Origin of the sequence: Arthrobacter rhizosphaerae (genome assembly GCF_023062595.1) — a bacterium.
In the GTDB taxonomy this organism is placed as follows: domain Bacteria; phylum Actinomycetota; class Actinomycetes; order Actinomycetales; family Micrococcaceae; genus Arthrobacter; species Arthrobacter rhizosphaerae.
Genome location: NZ_JALLAN010000002.1, coordinates 356,666 through 375,414, shown reverse-complemented (window position 1 = coordinate 375,414; position 18,749 = coordinate 356,666). Strand labels below are relative to the sequence as shown.

Annotated in this window: 20 protein-coding genes; 11 read left to right on the top strand and 9 right to left on the bottom strand. The window is 63.3% G+C overall.

Going from position 1 to position 18,749, the window contains the following annotated elements; all coding sequences use genetic code 11:
* Together MU551_RS04380 and MU551_RS04375 are read right to left on the bottom strand one after the other, a co-directional pair.
* Entirely contained in the window at window positions 1–948 is a 948-nt protein-coding gene (locus tag MU551_RS04380) for an FAD binding domain-containing protein (protein WP_247040934.1), read from the bottom strand.
* Entirely contained in the window at window positions 939–2,237 is a 1,299-nt protein-coding gene (locus MU551_RS04375) for an XdhC family protein (RefSeq protein WP_247040931.1), read from the bottom strand. The genes MU551_RS04380 and MU551_RS04375 overlap by 10 nt, the downstream gene beginning before the upstream one ends.
* A 255-nt stretch (window positions 2,238–2,492) precedes the next feature.
* On the opposite strand from MU551_RS04375, the gene pucL reads away from it, so the two are divergent.
* The 4 genes from pucL (at window position 2,493) to MU551_RS04355 (ending at window position 7,247) form a co-directional block, all read left to right on the top strand.
* A complete protein-coding gene (gene pucL, locus MU551_RS04370) occupies window positions 2,493–3,401 on the top strand; it encodes a factor-independent urate hydroxylase (RefSeq protein ID WP_247040930.1) in 909 nt (302 codons plus the stop codon).
* A 130-nt stretch (window positions 3,402–3,531) separates the two neighbouring features.
* On the top strand, window positions 3,532–5,130 hold the full coding sequence (gene aceB / locus MU551_RS04365; RefSeq protein ID WP_247040929.1) for a malate synthase A: 1,599 nt from the start codon (window positions 3,532–3,534) through the stop codon (window positions 5,128–5,130).
* Window positions 5,131–5,133: 3 nt separating this feature from the next.
* Window positions 5,134–6,438: a DUF6986 family protein gene (locus MU551_RS04360; protein WP_247040928.1), complete on the top strand. Its 1,305-nt coding sequence runs from the start codon at window positions 5,134–5,136 to the stop codon at window positions 6,436–6,438.
* Complete coding sequence (locus MU551_RS04355; protein ID WP_247040927.1) at window positions 6,435–7,247, top strand: bifunctional allantoicase/(S)-ureidoglycine aminohydrolase; 813 nt, start codon at window positions 6,435–6,437, stop codon at window positions 7,245–7,247. Before MU551_RS04360 ends, MU551_RS04355 begins: the two co-directional genes overlap by 4 nt.
* A 20-nt stretch (window positions 7,248–7,267) precedes the next feature.
* Here the strand turns inward: MU551_RS04355 and MU551_RS04350 are convergent, their stop codons facing one another.
* Together MU551_RS04350 and MU551_RS04345 are read right to left on the bottom strand one after the other, a co-directional pair.
* Window positions 7,268–8,119, bottom strand: coding sequence for an RCC1 domain-containing protein (locus MU551_RS04350; RefSeq protein WP_247041119.1), 852 nt, complete (start codon window positions 8,117–8,119; stop codon window positions 7,268–7,270).
* Window positions 8,120–8,205: 86 nt separating this feature from the next.
* Window positions 8,206–8,520, bottom strand: a complete 315-nt coding sequence (locus tag MU551_RS04345; protein WP_247040926.1) for a hypothetical protein — start codon at window positions 8,518–8,520, stop codon at window positions 8,206–8,208.
* A gap of 61 nt (window positions 8,521–8,581) precedes the next feature.
* On the opposite strand from MU551_RS04345, the gene MU551_RS04340 reads away from it, so the two are divergent.
* A complete protein-coding gene (locus MU551_RS04340) occupies window positions 8,582–9,550 on the top strand; it encodes a CHAD domain-containing protein (RefSeq protein ID WP_247040925.1) in 969 nt (322 codons plus the stop codon).
* A gap of 14 nt (window positions 9,551–9,564) precedes the next feature.
* Here MU551_RS04340 and MU551_RS04335 read toward each other — a convergent pair whose 3' ends face one another.
* Together MU551_RS04335 and MU551_RS04330 are read right to left on the bottom strand one after the other, a co-directional pair.
* Window positions 9,565–10,740, bottom strand: coding sequence for a zinc-dependent alcohol dehydrogenase (locus MU551_RS04335; RefSeq protein WP_247040924.1), 1,176 nt, complete (start codon window positions 10,738–10,740; stop codon window positions 9,565–9,567).
* A gap of 63 nt (window positions 10,741–10,803) precedes the next feature.
* Window positions 10,804–11,217 (bottom strand): CBS domain-containing protein, encoded by a 414-nt coding sequence (locus tag MU551_RS04330; protein ID WP_247040923.1) that lies wholly within the window; start codon window positions 11,215–11,217, stop codon window positions 10,804–10,806.
* Between the two features lie 262 nt (window positions 11,218–11,479).
* Between MU551_RS04330 and MU551_RS04325 the strand changes: the two genes are divergently transcribed.
* From MU551_RS04325 to MU551_RS04315, 3 genes are read left to right on the top strand one after another with little or no spacing between them, the layout of a single operon-like run.
* On the top strand, window positions 11,480–11,719 hold the full coding sequence (locus tag MU551_RS04325) for a hypothetical protein (RefSeq protein ID WP_247040922.1): 240 nt from the start codon (window positions 11,480–11,482) through the stop codon (window positions 11,717–11,719).
* A gap of 2 nt (window positions 11,720–11,721) precedes the next feature.
* Window positions 11,722–12,081, top strand: coding sequence for a VOC family protein (locus tag MU551_RS04320; protein WP_247040921.1), 360 nt, complete (start codon window positions 11,722–11,724; stop codon window positions 12,079–12,081).
* 5 nt (window positions 12,082–12,086) lie between these two features.
* Window positions 12,087–12,899, top strand: a complete 813-nt coding sequence (locus MU551_RS04315; protein ID WP_247040920.1) for an SDR family oxidoreductase — start codon at window positions 12,087–12,089, stop codon at window positions 12,897–12,899.
* Between the two features lie 53 nt (window positions 12,900–12,952).
* Here the strand turns inward: MU551_RS04315 and MU551_RS04310 are convergent, their stop codons facing one another.
* The 3 genes from MU551_RS04310 to MU551_RS04300 form a co-directional block, all read right to left on the bottom strand.
* Window positions 12,953–13,663: an HAD family hydrolase gene (locus tag MU551_RS04310; protein ID WP_247040919.1), complete on the bottom strand. Its 711-nt coding sequence runs from the start codon at window positions 13,661–13,663 to the stop codon at window positions 12,953–12,955.
* A complete protein-coding gene (locus MU551_RS04305) occupies window positions 13,663–13,971 on the bottom strand; it encodes a YegP family protein (RefSeq protein WP_247040918.1) in 309 nt (102 codons plus the stop codon). The genes MU551_RS04310 and MU551_RS04305 overlap by 1 nt, the downstream gene beginning before the upstream one ends.
* Window positions 13,972–14,066: 95 nt before the next feature.
* Window positions 14,067–15,860: a glycoside hydrolase family 15 protein gene (locus MU551_RS04300; RefSeq protein WP_247040917.1), complete on the bottom strand. Its 1,794-nt coding sequence runs from the start codon at window positions 15,858–15,860 to the stop codon at window positions 14,067–14,069.
* A 144-nt stretch (window positions 15,861–16,004) separates the two neighbouring features.
* Between MU551_RS04300 and MU551_RS04295 the strand changes: the two genes are divergently transcribed.
* From MU551_RS04295 to MU551_RS04285, 3 genes are read left to right on the top strand one after another with little or no spacing between them, the layout of a single operon-like run.
* Window positions 16,005–16,886, top strand: coding sequence for an aldo/keto reductase (locus MU551_RS04295; protein WP_247040916.1), 882 nt, complete (start codon window positions 16,005–16,007; stop codon window positions 16,884–16,886).
* A complete protein-coding gene (locus tag MU551_RS04290; protein ID WP_247040915.1) occupies window positions 16,887–17,618 on the top strand; it encodes a DUF72 domain-containing protein in 732 nt (243 codons plus the stop codon).
* Between the two features lie 53 nt (window positions 17,619–17,671).
* Entirely contained in the window at window positions 17,672–18,730 is a 1,059-nt protein-coding gene (locus tag MU551_RS04285; protein WP_247040914.1) for an App1 family protein phosphatidate phosphatase, read from the top strand.
* Window positions 18,731–18,749 lie beyond the last annotated feature (19 nt).

The window sequence follows — 18,749 nt, the reverse complement described above, 5'->3', positions numbered from 1 at the left end:
TCACCACCCCTGCCCGGCTGGTGGCCAAAAGTCCCCCGAAACGTACGGTTGGATGCCTTCGTCCGGGGCTGCCGCCAGCTCAACCCTGATTTCCTCGGCAAGGCGATACGTCATGTCCTTGCGCCAGGCTGGGAGTCCGTGGACGTCGTCGTGGTAGAGCCGGTCCGGAATGGCATCGTCAATGGCCCTTTGCAGAACCGCTGGCTGTGGGACGCCGGAACCTGACCCGAAACGCAGCTGGACGGGACGCCTGGTGGCGGCCGTGACGGTCAGGACAAAGCCGGCATCGGCGTCGAGCCTTCCGATCAGGAGTACCCCAGACCTTCCCAGATTGCTCAACGAAAGCCTCCGGAACGCCACCCGCGAGCGCAGGGCTGCGGCCGGCAGGCTGATGCTGCGCAGCAATTCCCCTGGCGCCAGGCAATTCTGCCCGTCACCGGTGACGAAGTCGGCCACAGGCACCGTCCGGCTGATACCCCCGGCGGCGAGCACGGTGGCCAGCCCATCGAGGGCGGCGAACAGCGAGATCATCGGTCCCGCGGGCAGTGCGGTACACAGATTGCCTCCCACGGTGGACATGTTCCAGACCTTGAACGAGGCCACGAAGGAGTCGCAGCAGGGGCGGATGAGTGCAAGCGAGGGCCAGTCAGCCGGTCCGGCGGCAGTGGCGGACCCGTCGTTCAAATCGCCGGGTTTATTGAGATCAGCGGGAAGATCGTAGAGCTCGGCAACGGTGCAGGTCGCGGCGAGTTCGATCCCTTCCCCTGTCACGGTGATGGCTGGCCAGCCTGTGGAACCGAGGTCCAGCAGGCGTTTCAGCGGTTGCTCATCAACGGCGGGGCCTCCGTCGGAAAAAAGCACCGTACCGCCGGCCAGCCAGGCATCACCCGGCCGCCATTGCCCGGGATCGGCGGTGGGAATGACGGCCTCAACCGTGTTCAGGTCCACGCGCCCTCCCGGTGATGTTCTTCTGTGGAGTCTTTTGTCGAGGCTGGGCGCCAGTGGATGGGACCGGCTCCGTCTTTAAGGGAGACTCCGTCTTTCAGGGAGGCGGGGGTGGCCTGGTTGCCGCGGTTCAGGGTTGCGACCAGCTCGGCCATGATGGAGACCGCAACCTCAGCGGGAGTGACAGCTCCCAGGTCAAGGCCTATGGGTGAATGCAGCCGTGACAGTGATTCCGAGGTCACACCCTCCGCAAGCAGGGACTCCACCCGCCCGTGGTGGCTCTGCCGTGACCCCATGGCCCCTACGTACGCCAGCTCCAGCTGAAGAGCCGTGGCAAGGAGCGGGACATCGAACTTGGGGTCGTGCGTAAGGATGCAGACTGCAGTCCTGGAGTCGATCCGCCCGGCCTCCACCTCCGCTGCCAGATAGCGGTGGGGCCAGTCCGTGATGACTTCGTCCGCTTCCGTGAATCTCTTCTGATGGGCAAAAACCTGGCGGGCATCGCACACGGTTACGCGATAATCCAACAGTCTGGCGGCGGGCAGGAGGGCTGCACTGAAGTCGTTGGCCCCGAAGATCAGCATCCGGGCCGGCGGAAGGCGGCTCTCCACCAGCAGGGTGACAGGCTCCGGCACGGTCTGGCCGGTATTGGGCTGGTTCTGGCCAGATGCGGGCAGGGTTTGGCCAGCCCCAGATAAACAGCCCTCCTGAGGAGCCAGCCTGACAAGTCCTGACCGGCCTCCGCGAACCAGCGGCTCCAGGTGGGCCGCAGCGGCGCGCAGGGCGGAATGCTGTGACGAGCTGATGTCCAGAAGCGCGGAAATTTCAGCCGAGGCAGTGACGCTAAAGTGCGCCGGATCGTGGATCACCACCGCGTCCTTCCCCTCCCGGTCAAGCCTGCGGATCAGCGCCAGGGCTGTCCGATCCGGAAGTCGGGGCTCCTGCAGTTTCATCCACAACGGCCCGGAGGGCCCGAATTCAAACTGCTCGATGTGAACGTCAAGGCGCCCGCCACAGGTGAGGCCTGCCGCAAACGCGTCATCGGCGCTGTAGCCGAACGACTCACGGCGAGTGCCGCCGTCGTGCAGTGTCTGCAGTGCCGCCTCCACCACAGCCCCCTCGACGCACCCGCCAGACAGGCTTCCCAGCACCTCGCCCGCGGCGGACACGATCATCGACGTACCCACGGGCCGCGGCACAGATCCTGTCGCCCCCACCACGGTGGCCACAGCACAGGGCTGGCCGGAAACCGCAGGCTGCCAGTCCCTGACGGAAGGCAATAAGTTCAGCATGCGGCTCTCCCTTCGTCCCGGGCACGTCCCTCGCCGCGGTGTTGTCCATTCTGCTGCCTGTTCTCCGCCGAAGGAAGCAAGCCCCGCCGCCCTGTTCCTGAATCTGGTGTCCTTCACTGGCATCACTTTGATGCCGGCTCGTTTTGTACGCAGTACTTTTTGGGACAGGCAGTACGTTTGGGACAGGGCAGGAAACATGCTGTTAATTTCGCTGTGCCACCTTGGTTCCAGCGACCGGAAGTTGGGAAACAGACCATGAGCGGGAAGATAGTCCTCGGCAGCAACCAGTACGGCAAGGCCGAAGTCCGCCTCGTCAAAATCACCCGGGATACCAAACGTCACGAGATCGAAGACCTCAACGTCACCTCCCAACTGCGCGGGGACTTTGCTGCCGCGCATCTGGAAGGCAACAACGCGCACGTCGTGGCCACCGACACCCAGAAGAACACCATCTATGCCTTCGCCCGGGAAGGCATCGGTTCCCCCGAAGCCTTCCTCGCGAGGCTTGGCGAGCACTTCACCTCGAGCTTCGACTGGGTCAGCGGCGGCCGCTGGGAAGCGGAGTCCTACAGCTGGGACCGGATTCAAGTCGCGGGCAAGGACCACCATCATTCGTTCGTGCGCAACGGCCGTGAAGTTCGCACCGCTGTGCTGGTCAGGGAAGGCGCGGCCGTCCACGTCATCTCGGGTCTCAGGGACCTCACGGTCCTGAAATCGACACAGTCAGGCTTCACGGGCTACCCCAAGGACAAATACACCACCCTCCCCGAGACCACGGACCGGATCCTGGCTACCGATGTCACGGCCCGCTGGCGTTTCAACCCTGCCCTCGACGTACGCGCCTTTGACTTCAACAGGAATTACGACGACGTCAGGCGGCTCCTGCTGGAGGGTTTCGCTGAGAAGTACTCCCATGCCCTGCAGCAGACACTGTTCGACATGGGCACCAAGGTGCTGGAAGCCCACAGCGAGATCGACGAGATCCGGTTCTCCATGCCAAACAAGCATCACTTCCTGGTGGACCTCGCCCCGTTCGGCCTGGACAACCCCAACGAGGTTTTCTTCGCGGCAGACCGCCCCTACGGCCTGATAGAAGCCACGGTGCTGCGTGAAGATGCCGTACCAGCTGACCCCGCCTGGACCGGCATCGCCGGCTTTTGCTGACGGCATGACCCAATGCCGGTTAGATTGACCACAGGTTCTTCGCCCCGAATCACGGCAGCGGACGCTGCCGCCGCAGCCGCAGCTCACGTAGCCTCAAACGCAGCCTCAGCTGCCTAGGAAAGGACACTCGATGGCCCTCACAGTCACCGATCCCCAACCCGTTTCAAGGGCCGGGGAAATCCTCACGCCAGAGGCGCTCGCCTTCATTGAGGAGCTTCACCAGCGGTTCGCTGCAACCCGTGCTGAGCTGCTGAAGGCCCGTGTGGTCAAGCGTGAGCAGGTTGCGCGGACCGGGAAGCTGGATTTCCTGGCCGAGACCGCAGATGTCCGCTCCGGTGACTGGAAAGTTGCTCCTGCCCCGGCCGCGCTCCAGGACAGGCGTGTAGAGATGACCGGCCCTGCTTCTCCGGCGAAGATGGCCATTAACGCCCTGAACTCCGGCGCCAAGGTGTGGCTCGCTGACTTGGAGGATGCCAGCACACCCACCTGGCACAACGTGATCGACTCTATCCTGAACCTTCGCGACGCGGCCCGCGGTACCTTGAGCTACACCTCCCCCGAAGGCAAGGAGTACACCCTTCGCACCGACGCCCCGCTGGCCGTGGTGGTGGCCCGCCCCCGCGGCTGGCACATGGATGAACGGCACCTGCTGGCCGACGGCGAACCCACCGCTGGCGCGCTGGTGGACTTTGGACTCCACTTCTTCCACGTGGCCGAACAATTGCTCCGCAACGGTCAGGGACCCTACTACTACCTGCCCAAGATGGAGAGCCATCTCGAGGCGCGTCTCTGGAACGAGGTCTTCGTCTTCGCGCAGGACTATCTGGGGCTTCCGCAGAGGAGCATCCGGGCTACAGTGCTGATAGAAACCATTCCAGCGGCTTTTGAAATGGACGAGATCCTCTACGAGCTGCGGGACCACGCGTCCGGGCTGAACGCGGGGCGCTGGGACTACCTCTTCAGCATCATCAAATACTTCCGGGATGCTGGTCCCACCTTCGTCCTGCCGGATCGTGCATCAGTTGCCATGACTGCCCCGTTCATGCGCGCCTACACGGAATTGCTGGTCAAAACCTGTCACCACCGCGGCGCCTTCGCGATGGGCGGGATGGCAGCAGTCATTCCAAACCGGCGCGAACCGGAGGTAACGGCCCAGGCCTTCGAGAAGGTACGGGCGGACAAGACCCGCGAAGTGACCGATGGCTTCGACGGCTCCTGGGTGGCACACCCCGACCTTGTTCCCGTCTGCCAAGAGGTCTTTGACGGCGTGCTCGGGGAGCGCCCCAACCAGCTCGACAAGCAGCGCCCGGAGGTTTCCGTCACCGCTGACCAGCTCCTGGACATTGCCTCAGCAGGTGGCCAGGTCACTGAAGCCGGGCTGCGGCTGAACCTTTACGTCGCCGTCGCCTACACCGCCGTCTGGATCTCCGGCAACGGTGCAGTGGCTATCCACAACCTGATGGAGGATGCTGCCACGGCCGAAATTTCCCGGTCCCAGGTCTGGCAGCAGATCCGCAACGGGGTGGTCCTGGCCGACACGGGCAATACGGTGACCCGTGAACTAGTGGCCCGGATCCTGGCGGAAGAGACTGAGCGGCTGCGCACCGAAGCAGGTGATGAGGCGTTCGAAAAGTACTACCAGCCGGCCAGTAACCTTATTGCCGATATCTGCCTGTCCGAGGAATACACAGACTTCCTCACCACCCCTGCGTATGACCTGGTGGGCTGACGCGTGAAGGGAGCGCCCCGGGGATCGCTTTCGAGCGCTGACCTGGCCCAGATCGATTCGCGCCTCGCCACCACCGACCGGATGCTGGTGCAGAACTACCCGGGCGACGACGGCTCGCGCCAACCGGTTCAGACTGCCTACGTACCGGCAGACAAGTTCACCCCGTCACTTGCCGCCGACTGGGGTGCCCAGGCGCTTGCAGCGGCCGACGCCCATGGCGGCCTGGTCCACCTCGGGCACCTGCTGGGCCAGGAACGTGCTTTGGCAACGGCGGTCGCCACCAGGGTGGAAGCGAAGTTGCACAGCGAGCCCATCGAGGATCTCCGCCTCGACTTTGAGGACGGGTACGGGGACAGGGGCGACGACGTCGAGGACGCTGACGCTGTTGCAGCCGCTCGCGCCGTGGCCGAGGCGGTTGCAGGCGGGAGCGCTCCCCCGTTCATCGGCATCCGCTTTAAGGGGTTGGAGGAACCCACCCGCGCCCGCGGGCTGCGGACCCTGGACCTCTTCATCTCCGGGTTGGCGGAAGCGGGTGAGCTTCCGGCCGGGCTCAGGCTGACGCTGCCAAAAGTAACCACTGTGGCCCAGGTGCAGGCTCTGGAGTTTGCGGTGTCCCGGCTGGAGGAGATCCATTCGCTCCCCTCCGGAAGGTTGCGGTTCGAGGTGCAGGTGGAGACGCCCCAGCTCATCCTCGGGCCTGACGGCACCTCGCCGGTGGCGCAGCTGCCGCACGTGATCCCGGGACGAATCAGCGGCCTGCACTACGGCACCTACGACTATTCGGCGTCGCTCCAGATTTCTGCCGAGTATCAGTCCATGGAGCATCCTGTGGCGGATTTCGCCAAAGAGGTCATGCAGCTCGCAGTGGCCGGGACAGGGATCCGGCTTTCAGACGGCTCAACAAACATCATTCCGGTGGGTGAGAACGTCGAGGCGGCGTGGGTCCTGCACGGGCGGCTGGTGCGGCGTTCCTTGGAGCGCGGCTACTACCAGGGGTGGGATCTTCATCCGGCACAGCTTCCCAGCCGCTTTGCAGCTACTTATGCCTTTTACCGGCAGGGGCTTATCCCCGCTGCCACGCGGCTCCGGAACTATGTGCAGAGCACGCAAAAGGGTGTGATGGACGAGCCCGCCAGCGCCCGTGCCCTCGCAGCCTTCGTGCTCCGCGGATTGCAGTGCGGCGCTGTCGGCAGCGCGGAAGTGAAGCTGCTCGCGGGCTTGGAACTCCCCCGGCTCCGGTCCCTGGCCCACCCACAAACCACCAACAGCTCACCCCATTCGTCCACCTCGCCAGGAGCAAACCCATGAGCAGCTACTTTTCTCCCGAAGGCGGCCTTCCACCGCAGACCCAGCTCCTCACCGACCGCGCAATCGTCAAAGAGGCTTACACCGTCATCCCCAAGGGCGTGCTGCGGGATATCGTCACGAGCAACCTCCCCGGCTGGAACCAGAGCCGTGCCTGGATTATTGCGCGTCCCATCGCAGGCTTCGCCACCACGTTTTCGCAGCTGATCGTTGAAGTAGCCCCGGGGGGAGGCTCGCAGAAACCGGAGGCCGAATCCGGCGTCGAAGGCGTCATCTTCCTGACGCAGGGCCAGCTGGCCCTGACGCTCGACGGCGATATCCACCATCTTGAAGCCGGAGGCTACGCCTACCTGGCAGCCGGCGCGGACTGGTCCGTCAGGAACAGTTCCGGGGAAACCGCCACTTTCCAGTGGATCCGCAAGGCGTACGAGCAGTTGGAGGGTTTCCAGGCTAAATCCTTCGTGACCAGTGATCAGGCTGTTGAACCCCGTCCCATGCCTGGTACCAACGGGGCATGGGCCACCAGCAGGTTTGTGGACCCGGACGACCTCGCCCACGACATGCATGTCAACATCGTCACGTTCCAGCCTGGCGGCACCATCCCCTTCGCCGAAACGCACGTGATGGAGCATGGACTTTTCGTGTTGGAGGGCAAGGCCGTTTACCGCCTCAACGACGATTGGGTGGAGGTGGAAGCCGGCGACTTCATGTGGCTTCGGGCCTTCTGCCCACAGGCCTGCTACGCCGGCGGTCCTGGTCCTTTCCGCTACCTGCTGTACAAGGACGTCAACCGGCAGATCCGCCTCACCTAAGATTCAGTCCAGGTTTTGGCTCAGCTGCTCGGGAAGAGGTGCCAGCGCGCGGTGTCGCACTGACCATCGTCGTTGTTGCCGGCTGCCAGGACGGACCCATCCGCGCGAAGTCCCAATGTATGAGTGGAGCCTGCCGCGACCGCCACGACGTCCCTCCACAACGAGACCTCGCACTGCCCGTGACTGTTGTCACCGACGGCAAGCACACGGCCTCCTGCGACGACGCCGACGGAGTGATGGCTCCCCGCTGAAATGGCGATGACCTCGCGCCAAGCGGATACCTCCTGGACGCCGGACGCTCGGGAACCGGTGGCGAGCACACGCCCGTCCGCGGTAAGGGCGATGGTCTGCAGATAGCCTGCCGCGATGGCGCAGAGGTCCCGCCACCCTGATACCTCACACTGCCCCTTGCGGTTGTTTCCCACAGCCACGGCCGTGCCATCTGCCCGGAGCCCGACGGAGTGCCAGTCTCCCGCTGCGACGGCAACCAGCTCATTCCACGTATCAACATTGCACGCTCCTTCGCCACGCCGGCCCGTCGCGCGAGCCGTCCCGTCTGCCAAAACCGCGAGTGTGCGACGCCAACCGGCGGCGATACTCACGACGCTCCTCCAGTCGTCGACGTCGCACTGCCCGTCATTGTTCCAGCCCGCAGCGAGGACAGTACCGTCCGCGCGCAGTCCCACTGTGTGGGATCGGCCAGTGTTAGACGCCGTGTGGACGTTTCCGGCTGCTACTGCGACGATGCCGCTCCACCCATCGACCCGACACTCCTCCGCAGTAGAGATACCGGCGCTCAGCACCGAGCCCTCCGCGGTCACGCCCAGGGAGTGCCGACGCCCAGCGGCGATAACAGAGCGGGGATCTTCCATTGCCACCTGTAGATTGTCTCAGGAGTTGCGGGGCGGAAAATCAGTCGTTCGGTAGCTGTGTACGGTCGAGGATTTATTCCGCCAGGCTACGGATTCACGCTCGTGGTTTGATCCTCGCGCCGGCGGCCCAGCCAGAAGCCGGCCCAGAAAGCAGCTCCCAGCAGAGCCACCACAATGAGCGCGATGCCAACCCTGGCCCGGGCCCCAAGAAACACGAGTCCATCGGGCACGAAGTACTGCTGGGACAGTGGCGCATAGGCAAACCAGCCGTACGTTTCAGTGCTCGGAAGCAAGACAAGCACCAGCCCTCCCAGGAGCAGCAGCACCAGTGCCGCCGATAGCGCGACCCCTATTATTCGTTTTGCCCGTGAGCTGCCCAGCCCATCCCCCATTGAATTCATGAGCCAACTGTAGCCCCGCCCGGGGCTGTATATCGCCAGCCTTCCGGCCGTAGAGTGAAGCATGGCGAGCAGCCTGGAACCTGCGGAGACGTCGTCCAATCCGACCTCCGGTGAAGTCCTGCTGGAGTACCTGCGACGCCAGGTCGCCGAACTCCAGCAGCAGGCGCCGCGTGTCCGGGACAACGAGCCCGACTCGGTTCATCAGATGAGAATGTCGGCCCGGCGTCTCCGCGCCGTGCTGAGGTCTGCCAGGTCGATCCTCGAGCCGGGCCTCGCTCTTGTAGACGGCAGCAGCCGGAACCTGTCGTGTTCTGAGCTGCGTGCTGAACTGAAGTGGCTCTCCGGGGTGCTGGGCAAGGCCCGGGATCCGGAGGTGATCCGGGACCGGTTGACTGCCCTTATGGCCGAGCAGCCGGACGCCCTGCTTGTGGGCCCTGCGGCAGAGCGGATACAGCAGGCTCTCGCAGCAGCAGGCCGGGAAGCCCGTGAAGAGGTATTGAAGGCATTCGGCAGCGACCGCTATGCCCGCCTGGTTGAGGCCTTGGAATCACTTCCGGAGACACCGCTTTCGGGTGATAAGGCTGAGCGGCCGGCCCGGAAAGGTCTCGCGAAGGTGGCCAAGAAAGATGTACGGAGGCTGCGCCGGAAGGTCGCTGCAGTGGGGCCACGAAAGCCGGGAGACGCGGGTGCAGACTCAGGTTCAGACCCGGACTCCCGGAACGTAGCTTTCCACGACGTGCGGAAAGCAGCCAAACGGGTGCGTTACATCGCCGAGGCCGCCTCCCTGGCAAAGGCCAAATCCGCTGACCGGATCGAGGAGGCAGCCCACACGATCCAAAAGATCCTTGGCCAGCACCAGGACAGTGTCGTGGCCAGGGAGCAGCTTCTGCGACTCGGAACAAAATCAGGGCTGGGATCAAAGTCCGACGGAGACAGCGACTTTACCTTCGGTCGCCTGCATGCCTTGGAAGAACGACGCGCTGACGAAGCCGAGAAGGAGTTCTTCAAGGCATGGAAGGGTTTCCCTTAAGCGAAACGCGGCGGCTACGGGTTCAGCACCACTTTGATGCAGCCGTCCTGCTTCTTCTGGAACTTCTCGTAGAGGGCAGGCGCCTCTCCCAAGCCGGCACGGTGGGTGACGAGGTCCATCACCCCCAGCGGATCGGCGTCGTCCTCCACCAGCGGAAGCAGTTCATCCGTCCAGTTCCGAACATTGCATTGCCCCATCCGCAGCTGGATCTGCTTGTCAAACATCGAGAGCATGGGCATCGGGCTGGCCTGGCCCCCATAGACGCCGCTGAGGGAAACCGTGCCACCCCGACGCACAGCATGAAGCGCCGCGTGGAGGGCGGCAAGCCGGTCCACTCCCGCCGTTTCCATCGCCTTCTGCGCGAGCTTGTCTGGCAGCAGTCCCAACGCCTGATGCGCAAACCCTGTGACAGGCGAGCCGTGGGCTTCCATCCCCACCGCATCGAGCACGGCGTCGGGGCCGCGGCCCTCCGTCATATCGCGCAGTTCATCTGCCACGGTCTTGGAGTAGTCGAGCGTTTCCACACCGTGCCTCGCGGCCATTGCCCGCCGCTCCGGAACGGGATCAATGCCAATGACCCGCTGCCCCAGATAGCGCCCGATCCTTGACCCGAACTGTCCGACAGGCCCAAGGCCAAAAACAGCGAGCGTCCCCCCATCAGGGACGTCGGCATACTTGACCCCCTGCCAGGCCGTGGGGAGGATGTCGGACAGGAACAGATACCTCTCATCAGGCAACTCGGTTCCCACTTTGACCGGGCCGTAGTCTGCGAAGGGAACCCGCAGATACTCGGCCTGTCCGCCCGGCACGGAACCGTAGAGCTCGGAGTAGCCGAACAGGGCCGCTCCGGAGCCCTTCTCCTTGACCTGGGTGGTCTCGCATTGAGACTGCAACCCTCGCCGGCACATGAAGCATTGGCCGCAGGCTATACCGAACGGGATGACGACGCGGTCTCCCACCGTCAGGTTGGTCACCGAACTGCCCACCTCCACGACGATGCCCATCGGCTCATGGCCAATCACATCACCCTTATGCATATACGGGCCCAGCACTTCGTAGAGGTGGAGGTCGGATCCGCAGATGGCAGTGGAGGTGATCCGGATGATCGCGTCCGTGGGTTCCTGGATCACGGGATCAGGAACCTCCTCGACGCTGACGGATCGTTTGCCTTGCCAGGTGAGTGCCTTCATCGTTTGCCTCTCAACGCGATGGGAACCGGGTAGCCGTAGCCGGACGGTAAGGGGTCCGTAGGATCAGTAGGAAATGAACTCCACGAGTTCACCCACGCGGTCCTCGGGATAGTTGCGGGCAATATCAGCCTGGCTGAGCATGCCTACGAGGTCATGTCCGTCAATCACCGGAAGGCGCCGGACCTGGTGTTCCTGCATGGTCCTGATGGCTTCCTCAATGGAGTCATCGGCACCAATCGTGACCGGTTTCCCCTCAGCCATCTCTCCCGCCGTGGCACTGCGGGGGTCTCCGCCCTCAGCCAGGCATTTGATGACTATGTCCCTGTCAGTGACCATTCCTTTGAGCCGCTGATCCTCTCCGCAGATGGGAAGTGCACCCACGTTGAGCGATTTCATCTTGCGGGCCGCCGCCTCCAGGGTTTCCTTTTCTCCGATGCATTCAGCGCCCGGAGTCATAAAATCGCGTGCCTTTGGCATACTGATCACTCCTCACAAAGTCCTCCGGGCGGCGCTCCCCTGCCCGGAATGGATATGGAATTGGTCCCCCGTTTGAGGTGATGGCGCACAACCCTCCGGGGGTACTTTGACCGTAGCGCCGAATCAGTTTCCTGTGAAGATCAGCATGCTTATCAGTTTTGTTTCGGAGAAAAACTAAGCAACCTGATCAAATCCCTTGCCTCCCGGAGTGCAAACTCACTAGCGTTGAAGGTGCCCCAGTCCCCCAAGGAAAGGCAGCATCATGACGCTATACCAGCCCGAGCCCGTCGAGATTTCCACCAGAATGCGGCCGGGAGAATGGACCGAATCCAGCCTTGAAGAGCTGGTCACCACCTATCGGGCAAAGTTGATGGGCATGGGGGCAAGCGTGGCGGACATCGTAACGGAAGTGGAGCGAAACGACGACGGCTCAGTCCGCGTATTCGTGGCCTGGCGGAAGGATGAGACTGCCAACGAGGCCGCCACAGGTCAGGCCGTGTAGGAATGCTGACAGTCGGAACCACTGTCCTTGGCGTCGGTGATGTCGCCAGGGCTACCGCATTCTGGACTGCCGCCCTTGACTATGCGCCCCAGGATAACGGGGACGACACGTGGGTCATCCTGAATCCGCAAAAGGGCGACGGCGCCCGGCTGGCGCTGATGCTCAGCGAGACTCCTGTTCAATTGCACCCGCGGATCCATCTCGACCTCTGGGCGGACAACCAGGAAGCGGAGGTCCAGCGGCTTTTGGACCTGGGAGCCGAACGCGTTGATTGGGATCTCTACCCCGACGACGCGGACTTCATAGTGCTCGCAGATCCCGAAGGCAACCGTTTTTGCGTCGTGGATGCGAGCGGGGCGTAGACACTATGGAATCTTCACCACGGGAGTTTTCCCCCCGAACCGCAATCGTCACGGGCAGCGATTCAGGCATCGGCAGGGCCACCGCCGTGGCCCTGGCCAGGAACGGCCTGGATATCGGCATCACGTGGCACACGGACCAGGCGGGCGCGGAACACACCGCCTCGCAGGTCCGGGAGGCCGGGAGGACTGCGGTGGTCCGGCAACTGGACACCTCTGATATTCCGGCATGTTCCGGCGTGGTGGATGAACTCGCGGCGGAACTCGGCGGGGTGGATGTTTTTGTCAACAACGCCGGAATAGGTGAAGGCACACCGTTCCTGGATCTTGGATACGACAGCTGGGCCGACACCATGGATGTGGACCTCAACGGGGCTTTCCTCTGCATCCAGGCTGCAGCCCGCAGCATGGTCCGGGCCGGGAAGGGCGGCAGGATCATCGCGGTGACAAGCGTCCATGAAACTCAGCCCAAAGTAGGCTCCTCGGCTTATGTGGCAGCCAAGCACGGGCTGGGCGGGCTGATTAAGACGATTGCCCTGGAACTGTCCAGCCACGGCATCACAGCGAATTCCGTCGCTCCGGGCGCCATCTCGACTCCTATGTCCGGACAGGAGGGCGACGACCCCCAACCACGGAACAAGCCCGGGGTTCCGCTGGGGCGATCGGGCCGCGCCCAGGAGATCGCGGCCGTCATCGCGTTCCTCGCCTCGCCGGCGTCGAGCTATGTCACAGGTGCGTCGTGGGTGGTGGACGGCGGGATGCTCCAGATGGGTCCGACGGCCGGAGCCAAGCTGCCCGACGACGAGTGGCGTGGAATCTGAGCAACTGCCTGATAAGGCACCGATTGAATAAGCAGCAACCGGCAGTTGGGGCCTTAGCGGAACGCTTTGCTTTGAAGGAGCTTTCCGATGGCGCTGTCCCTGAGATTGCCCAATAGCTCCCTCGGTCCCGAATAGATTTCGATCGCACCTGCATCCCTGAGTTCAGCCTCGCTGGTACCCCCGCAAGTCACTCCAATGGTGGGTACTCCGATTTTGGCGGCCGCATACACATCCCACACTGCATCGCCCACATACACGGCATCATGGGCACTCACGCCGACGGCTTCCAGGGCGGCCAAGAGGATGTCCGGTTCAGGCTTGCTTTCCTTGGCATCGTTGGCGCTCGTGGCCGCGTGGATGTAGGGGTCCGAATTAAGGGCTGACCTGAGCATCTTCAGGTCCCGCTCACGCGCGGAAGAGGCCAGCGCGACGGCGAGCCCGCCTTCGCGGCATTGAAACAGAAGGTCGCGGGCGCCGTCGAAGGCCCGCAGGAATGGCCAGTAGGTCGAGAAAATGGCGGCGTGGGCATCCATCACCGAGGCGTCTTGGCTTCTGTCACGTTCCGCGGGCAAAAGATGCGCTACCAGCTTGTCCCCGCCCATGCCCACCGCCCGGTGGATCGAAGCCATGGGCACATCGAAACCTGCTCCTCGGAAGGCGTGCCACCAGGCCATGGCGTGCAGGTACGACGAGTCCACGAGTGTCCCGTCCACGTCAAACAGAACCGCTGCCCGATGCCCCCCGCGGGGTTTGCCGTTGAGCATCAGTGGCCGATGCCGGTGCGCCTTCCTGCGGCTACCAACTGACCGTGCCCCCCGCCGGCCGTAGACTTCCTGGTCGCTTTGACGTGCTGTTTGATGCTCTGCTGTCTCGGGCGTGCGGGCTGCTGGTCATGGCTGCGGTCACGGATCAGGCCTGTGCCTGCGATTTCGCGAGCCTTGGCAATACCTGCCACTGCTGCCTTCTTCGTCGGGAAGGTAATGGAGACGGCCATGAGGGCCCCGGTTCCGTCCAGCAACCTGATGCGGTATCCGCCGTCGGGTGCGTCTACGAGTTCGAAATATCCAGACATTGCATCTCCTCCATACTTCACGGCGTCGTGACGTAGTAGTAAGTATACTTACCGATGCCTGAGAGGAAAACGGAAGGATGCCTCTTGGCTGCCGATCAACTTCCCCGCAATGGCGTATCACTGCGGTGCATGGTGTCTTCTTCGAGTTCCAAGGCGCTCAACACCATGGCGAAGTGGCTGAAGGCCTGGGGAGTATTTCCCAGATGCCTGCCATCGCCCACATGGAACTCTTCACTGAGCAGGCCTACGTCGTTGCGCAGCGCCAGGAGCCTTTCGAAGAGGTCCTTGGCTTCGGAATGCCTCCCCGCTCCCAGCAGTGCCTCCACCATCCAGAATGAACAGGCCAGGAACACTCCTTCGTCCCCGGGCAGACCGTCATCGCTGTGTTCGGGCTGATAGCGGAGCAGGAAACCATCCCGCGACAGTTCACGCTGAATGGCATCAATCGTGCCAATAACCCGTGGGTGGTCGGGAGGCAGGAAGCCTACGCGTGGAATCAACAGCAGGCTTGCATCCAGCTCCGGCCGCCCATAGGACTGCGTGAACGTGTTGCGTTCGACGTCGAAACCCTTGGTCATCACCTCGTGGTGAATCGTGTCCCGAAGGACTTCCCAACGGTCCGCCGGCCCGGGCAGGCCTGACTCCCTGACACCCTTGACCATTCGGTCCGCAGCCACCCAGGCCATGACCTTGGAGTGCGTGAAGTGGCGGCGGGGCCCACGCATTTCCCACAACCCGTTGTCAGGCTGGTCCCAGGCACCCTCGAGGTACTCCATCAGGGCGATCTGGACATCCCACGCCTCATCGGTGTGGCGGAGCAACGAGTTCCGCGTCAAGGACAGGCAGTCAAGCACCTCGCCCCACACATCCAACTGCAGTTGGTCTGCTGCCGCATTCCCGATCCGCACCGGTTTGGAGTTCTCGTACCCCGCGAGCCAGGGAAGCTGCATCTCAGGCAGCCGGCGTTCACCATGGATTCCGTACATAATCTGAAGGTCCGCCGGGTCCCCGGCAACAGCCCGCAGCAGCCAGTCCCGCCAGGCAGCCGCTTCCTCCGTGTAGCCGGCGGCGAGCAGGGCCTGCAGGGTCAAGGTGGCGTCCCGCAGCCAGCAGTAGCGGTAGTCCCAGTTCCGCGGACCGCCCAACTGCTCAGGCAAAGAGGTGGTAACCGCTGCGACGATTCCACCGGTTGGCGCATAGGTCAGTGCCTTGAGGGTGATGAGCGAGCGCTGTACCGCCTCTGCATAGGGTCCATTGACCGGGCACTTCTCCGTCCATTCCAGCCAGAACTCCTCGGTGGCCTGGAGCACCTGTTCAGCGTCAACAGAGCGGGGTCTCCGGACATGGCTGGGCGCCCACGTCAGCACAAAGGGGATGCGTTCCCCCTCGTGCACCGTGAAGTCGCTGACCGTCTGGAACTTCTCACCCCGCAAGGGCGCCTGGGTCACGAGGTACGCTGCATCGGGGCCGGCAATGGCATGCACCCCGTAGTGGTCACGGCGTACCCATGGAACAATGTGGCCGTAGTCAAACCTCAAGGCCAGTTCGCCGCGTATCCTGACCTGTCCGCTGACACCCACCACGATCCGGACGATGTCGGCCACTTCGTCACGGGGTGGCATGAAGTCGATGATGCGGACTTGACCGTCCGGCGTGTCCCACTCCGACTCAAGGATGAGCGTCCCTGGCTGGTATCGGCGCCGGGTGCATTTCCCGCCGTTCACGGGTGCCAGGAGCCAGCGGCCGGCGGCAGGGGTATCCAGCAAGGCGTTGAAGCACGCCGGGGAGTCAAACCGTGGGAGGCACAGCCAATCGACGGAACCTTCCATGCTGATCAGCGCGGCGGTGTGAAGGTCCCCAACCATCGCATAATCCTCGATCCGTGCCATGGACCCTAGCGTGCCACAATCTGCCCTCGAGGCACGAGGTGTAGGGTGTGAAACACGGTGATGCAGCTGCCGATGGATACATTTCCATGTGCTGGGTTCTGTCGCGGGCATGTGGATGCCGCAGGACAGAAGGGAACCCAGTCAATGCTTCATAAGACTTTCGGCCACACCACTTTCGCTGTCTCAGCCTTGGGCTTTGGTGCAGGACATCTCGGCGATGACGTCCTCACGGACCAGGAAGCCCACCGCCTGCTGGATCGGGCGATCGGACTGGGAATCACCTTTTTTGATACCGCCCGCAGCTATGGACGCTCAGAGGAACGCCTTGGGGCATTCTTGCCCCCGCACCGGGATCAGGTGGTGCTCTCCACGAAGGTTGGGACCGGGGCGTCTGGTCAGCCGGACTGGAGCGCAGCAGCAGTGCGTCTTGGGGTGGAGGAGTCACTCCGCACGCTGCGGACTGACGTGATCGACGTCGTCTTCCTCCACGCCTGCCCACTGGAAGTCCTCGAAAAGGGCGAAGCAATAGACGCATTGCTGGCCTGCGTTGATGCAGGCAAGGTCCGCGTCGCCGGTTTCAGCGGCGACAACGAACCCCTCGCCTGGGCTGCCGCGTCCAACGCCTTCGGCGCCCTGCAGACGTCGGTCAACATCGCAGACCAGAACTCCCTGCATGAGATCCTGCCGGACGCCGCGCACCGGGGAATCGGGGTGGTGGCCAAACGCCCGCTGGCCAACGCGCCCTGGCGCTACAGTGAGCGGCCAACCGGCACCTATGGCGAAACGTATTGGGACCGTATCAACCAGATGGGCCTCGAACCGCAGGCAGACGATTGGCCCGGCACGGCAGTGCGTTTCTCTGCCTTCGCCCCCGGGGTCTCCACCATGGTCATGGGCACCTCCAATGTCGCCCACCTCGAAGAGGCTGCGGCCGCCGTCGCCCGTGGGCCTTTGCCGGAAACTGAACTGCACCGCTGGGAGAAAGCTTTCACCCGTCACGCGCAGGAATGGGCCGGCGAAGACTAAGTGACCCTCAACATCGGCACGTCCGGTTGGAGCTATGACCACTGGGAGAATGTTCTGTACCCTCCCGGACTGCCGTCGAGGGACCGGCTGCAGTACTACGTAGCGCGGTTCAACACGGTGGAGCTTAATGCAAGCTTCTACCGCTGGCCCAGGGAGACGTCCTTCGCGAGCTGGCGCAACCGTCTTCCCGCTGGGTTTGCCATGTCCGTCAAGGCCCCCCGTGGTCTCACCCATGCGAAAAAGCTCTACAGCCCGGAAGTGTGGGTTGAACGGATAACCCGGTGCTGGCATGAACTGGGGGACAAACGGGCGGTGCTGCTGGCACAGTTGCCGCCCAATCTTGCCCGGGACGATGCCAGGTTGGATTATTTCCTCTCAGCGTTGCCGGAGTGGATCCGCGTGGCGGTGGAGTTCCGCCATGACAGTTGGGACCATCCGGAGGTCTACCAGCTCCTCGAACGGCACCGGGCTGCGTACTGCATCATGAGCGGGGCAAACCTTCCCTGCATCCTCCGCGCCACAGCCCCGTTTGTGTATATACGGCTCCACGGCCCTGACCACCAGCACCTCTACGGTGGCTCGTATTCAGACGATGACCTGAAATGGTGGGCGGATCGGATCAGCGAATGGCGTTCCGTGGGCAAGGACGTTTTGGTCTACTTCAATAACGACGGCGGCGGTAACGCGGTGCGGAATGCGTTCACATTGCGGGGGCTGCTGGAAGACGGTTGATCCTGTGCCCTGATCTGCGTCTTTGGGAGTGGCAGCTGTGGCAGAGTGGAGGCATGAAATTGGCGCCGAAGGAATCATCACTGGCAGGGAAACGCGTGTTCCGACTCGCCCACAAGCTGTCGGATGCCGGGAACACCTTGCGGATGCGGCTGGCCAGGCGCTGGAATTTCGTCCCGCAGACGGTTGCCTACCAAGGGTACGGATCAACCGACTTCGTCCGTATCCTGGCCCGGGTCCTGCTGACCAGCAAGCCCGCTCCCGGCAGCCGCGCAGAGCACGCCGCAAAAAACGGAAACCAGAACGTCCGGGGCTGGCGTGCCTTCACCAGCGTTCCGATCCCCAACGTGACCGTCGAGATCGAAATCGGCGGAGTCGTGACCACCATAAGAACCGACCGCGGCGGACTGGTGGATACAGATGTAAAGGTGTCCCTCTCGCCGGGATGGCACACGGCAGTGCTTCGCGCGGAGGGCACCGAACCCGCCGAGGCCAACATCTTTGTGGTGGCTCCAGGTACCCGGTTTGGGATAGTTTCGGACATCGATGACACAGTGATGGTCACGGCCCTTCCCCGCCCGTTCCTTGCTCTCTGGAACACCTTTGTCCTGAGCGAGAGGGCCAGGATGGCAACGCCCGGCATGGCGGTGCTGCTGGACCGCCTGATCGTGGAACATCCGGACGCGCCTGTGGTCTATCTGTCCACGGGGCCTTGGAACGCAGCCCCTACACTGGCGCGTTTCCTCACCCGGAACATGTACCCGTCCGGCACCCTGTTGCTCACGGACTGGGGGCTCACCCAGGACCGCTGGTTCCGCAGTGGTCAGGAACACAAGCTTCGGAACCTTGAGCGGTTGGCAGCTGAGTTCCCTGACATGCGGTGGCTGCTGGTTGGTGATAACGGCCAGCATGACGAACAGATCTACTCGGAGTTTTCCCGGGAGCACGGGTCGCGCGTTGCAGCCATCGCCATCCGCCAACTGTCCGTTAGCGAATCGGTTCTGGCGGGCGGGCACTCAGAGAACGGCGATCACACCGGTTCAAGGGTCCCGTGGATCTACTCTCCCGATGGCGCCGGAATAGCCAAGGGCCTCAAGGGCCTGGACCTTCTCTGACCGCTTGCTACATGCGGCG

What these genes read in the sequence shown, in the direction of transcription:
- MU551_RS04375 (WP_247040931.1), bottom strand. Translation starts at nt 2,237, where the DNA reads ATGCTGAACTTATTGCCTTCCGTCAGGGACTGGCAGCCTGCGGTTTCC.
- pucL (WP_247040930.1), top strand. Translation starts at nt 2,493, where the DNA reads ATGAGCGGGAAGATAGTCCTCGGCAGCAACCAGTACGGCAAGGCCGAA.
- aceB (WP_247040929.1), top strand. Translation starts at nt 3,532, where the DNA reads ATGGCCCTCACAGTCACCGATCCCCAACCCGTTTCAAGGGCCGGGGAA.
- MU551_RS04355 (WP_247040927.1), top strand. Translation starts at nt 6,435, where the DNA reads ATGAGCAGCTACTTTTCTCCCGAAGGCGGCCTTCCACCGCAGACCCAG.
- MU551_RS04350 (WP_247041119.1), bottom strand. Translation starts at nt 8,119, where the DNA reads ATGGAAGATCCCCGCTCTGTTATCGCCGCTGGGCGTCGGCACTCCCTG.
- MU551_RS04345 (WP_247040926.1), bottom strand. Translation starts at nt 8,520, where the DNA reads ATGAATTCAATGGGGGATGGGCTGGGCAGCTCACGGGCAAAACGAATA.
- MU551_RS04340 (WP_247040925.1), top strand. Translation starts at nt 8,582, where the DNA reads ATGGCGAGCAGCCTGGAACCTGCGGAGACGTCGTCCAATCCGACCTCC.
- MU551_RS04335 (WP_247040924.1), bottom strand. Translation starts at nt 10,740, where the DNA reads ATGAAGGCACTCACCTGGCAAGGCAAACGATCCGTCAGCGTCGAGGAG.
- MU551_RS04330 (WP_247040923.1), bottom strand. Translation starts at nt 11,217, where the DNA reads ATGCCAAAGGCACGCGATTTTATGACTCCGGGCGCTGAATGCATCGGA.
- MU551_RS04325 (WP_247040922.1), top strand. Translation starts at nt 11,480, where the DNA reads ATGACGCTATACCAGCCCGAGCCCGTCGAGATTTCCACCAGAATGCGG.
- MU551_RS04320 (WP_247040921.1), top strand. Translation starts at nt 11,722, where the DNA reads ATGCTGACAGTCGGAACCACTGTCCTTGGCGTCGGTGATGTCGCCAGG.
- MU551_RS04315 (WP_247040920.1), top strand. Translation starts at nt 12,087, where the DNA reads ATGGAATCTTCACCACGGGAGTTTTCCCCCCGAACCGCAATCGTCACG.
- MU551_RS04310 (WP_247040919.1), bottom strand. Translation starts at nt 13,663, where the DNA reads ATGCTCAACGGCAAACCCCGCGGGGGGCATCGGGCAGCGGTTCTGTTT.
- MU551_RS04305 (WP_247040918.1), bottom strand. Translation starts at nt 13,971, where the DNA reads ATGTCTGGATATTTCGAACTCGTAGACGCACCCGACGGCGGATACCGC.
- MU551_RS04300 (WP_247040917.1), bottom strand. Translation starts at nt 15,860, where the DNA reads ATGGCACGGATCGAGGATTATGCGATGGTTGGGGACCTTCACACCGCC.
- MU551_RS04295 (WP_247040916.1), top strand. Translation starts at nt 16,005, where the DNA reads ATGCTTCATAAGACTTTCGGCCACACCACTTTCGCTGTCTCAGCCTTG.
- MU551_RS04285 (WP_247040914.1), top strand. Translation starts at nt 17,672, where the DNA reads ATGAAATTGGCGCCGAAGGAATCATCACTGGCAGGGAAACGCGTGTTC.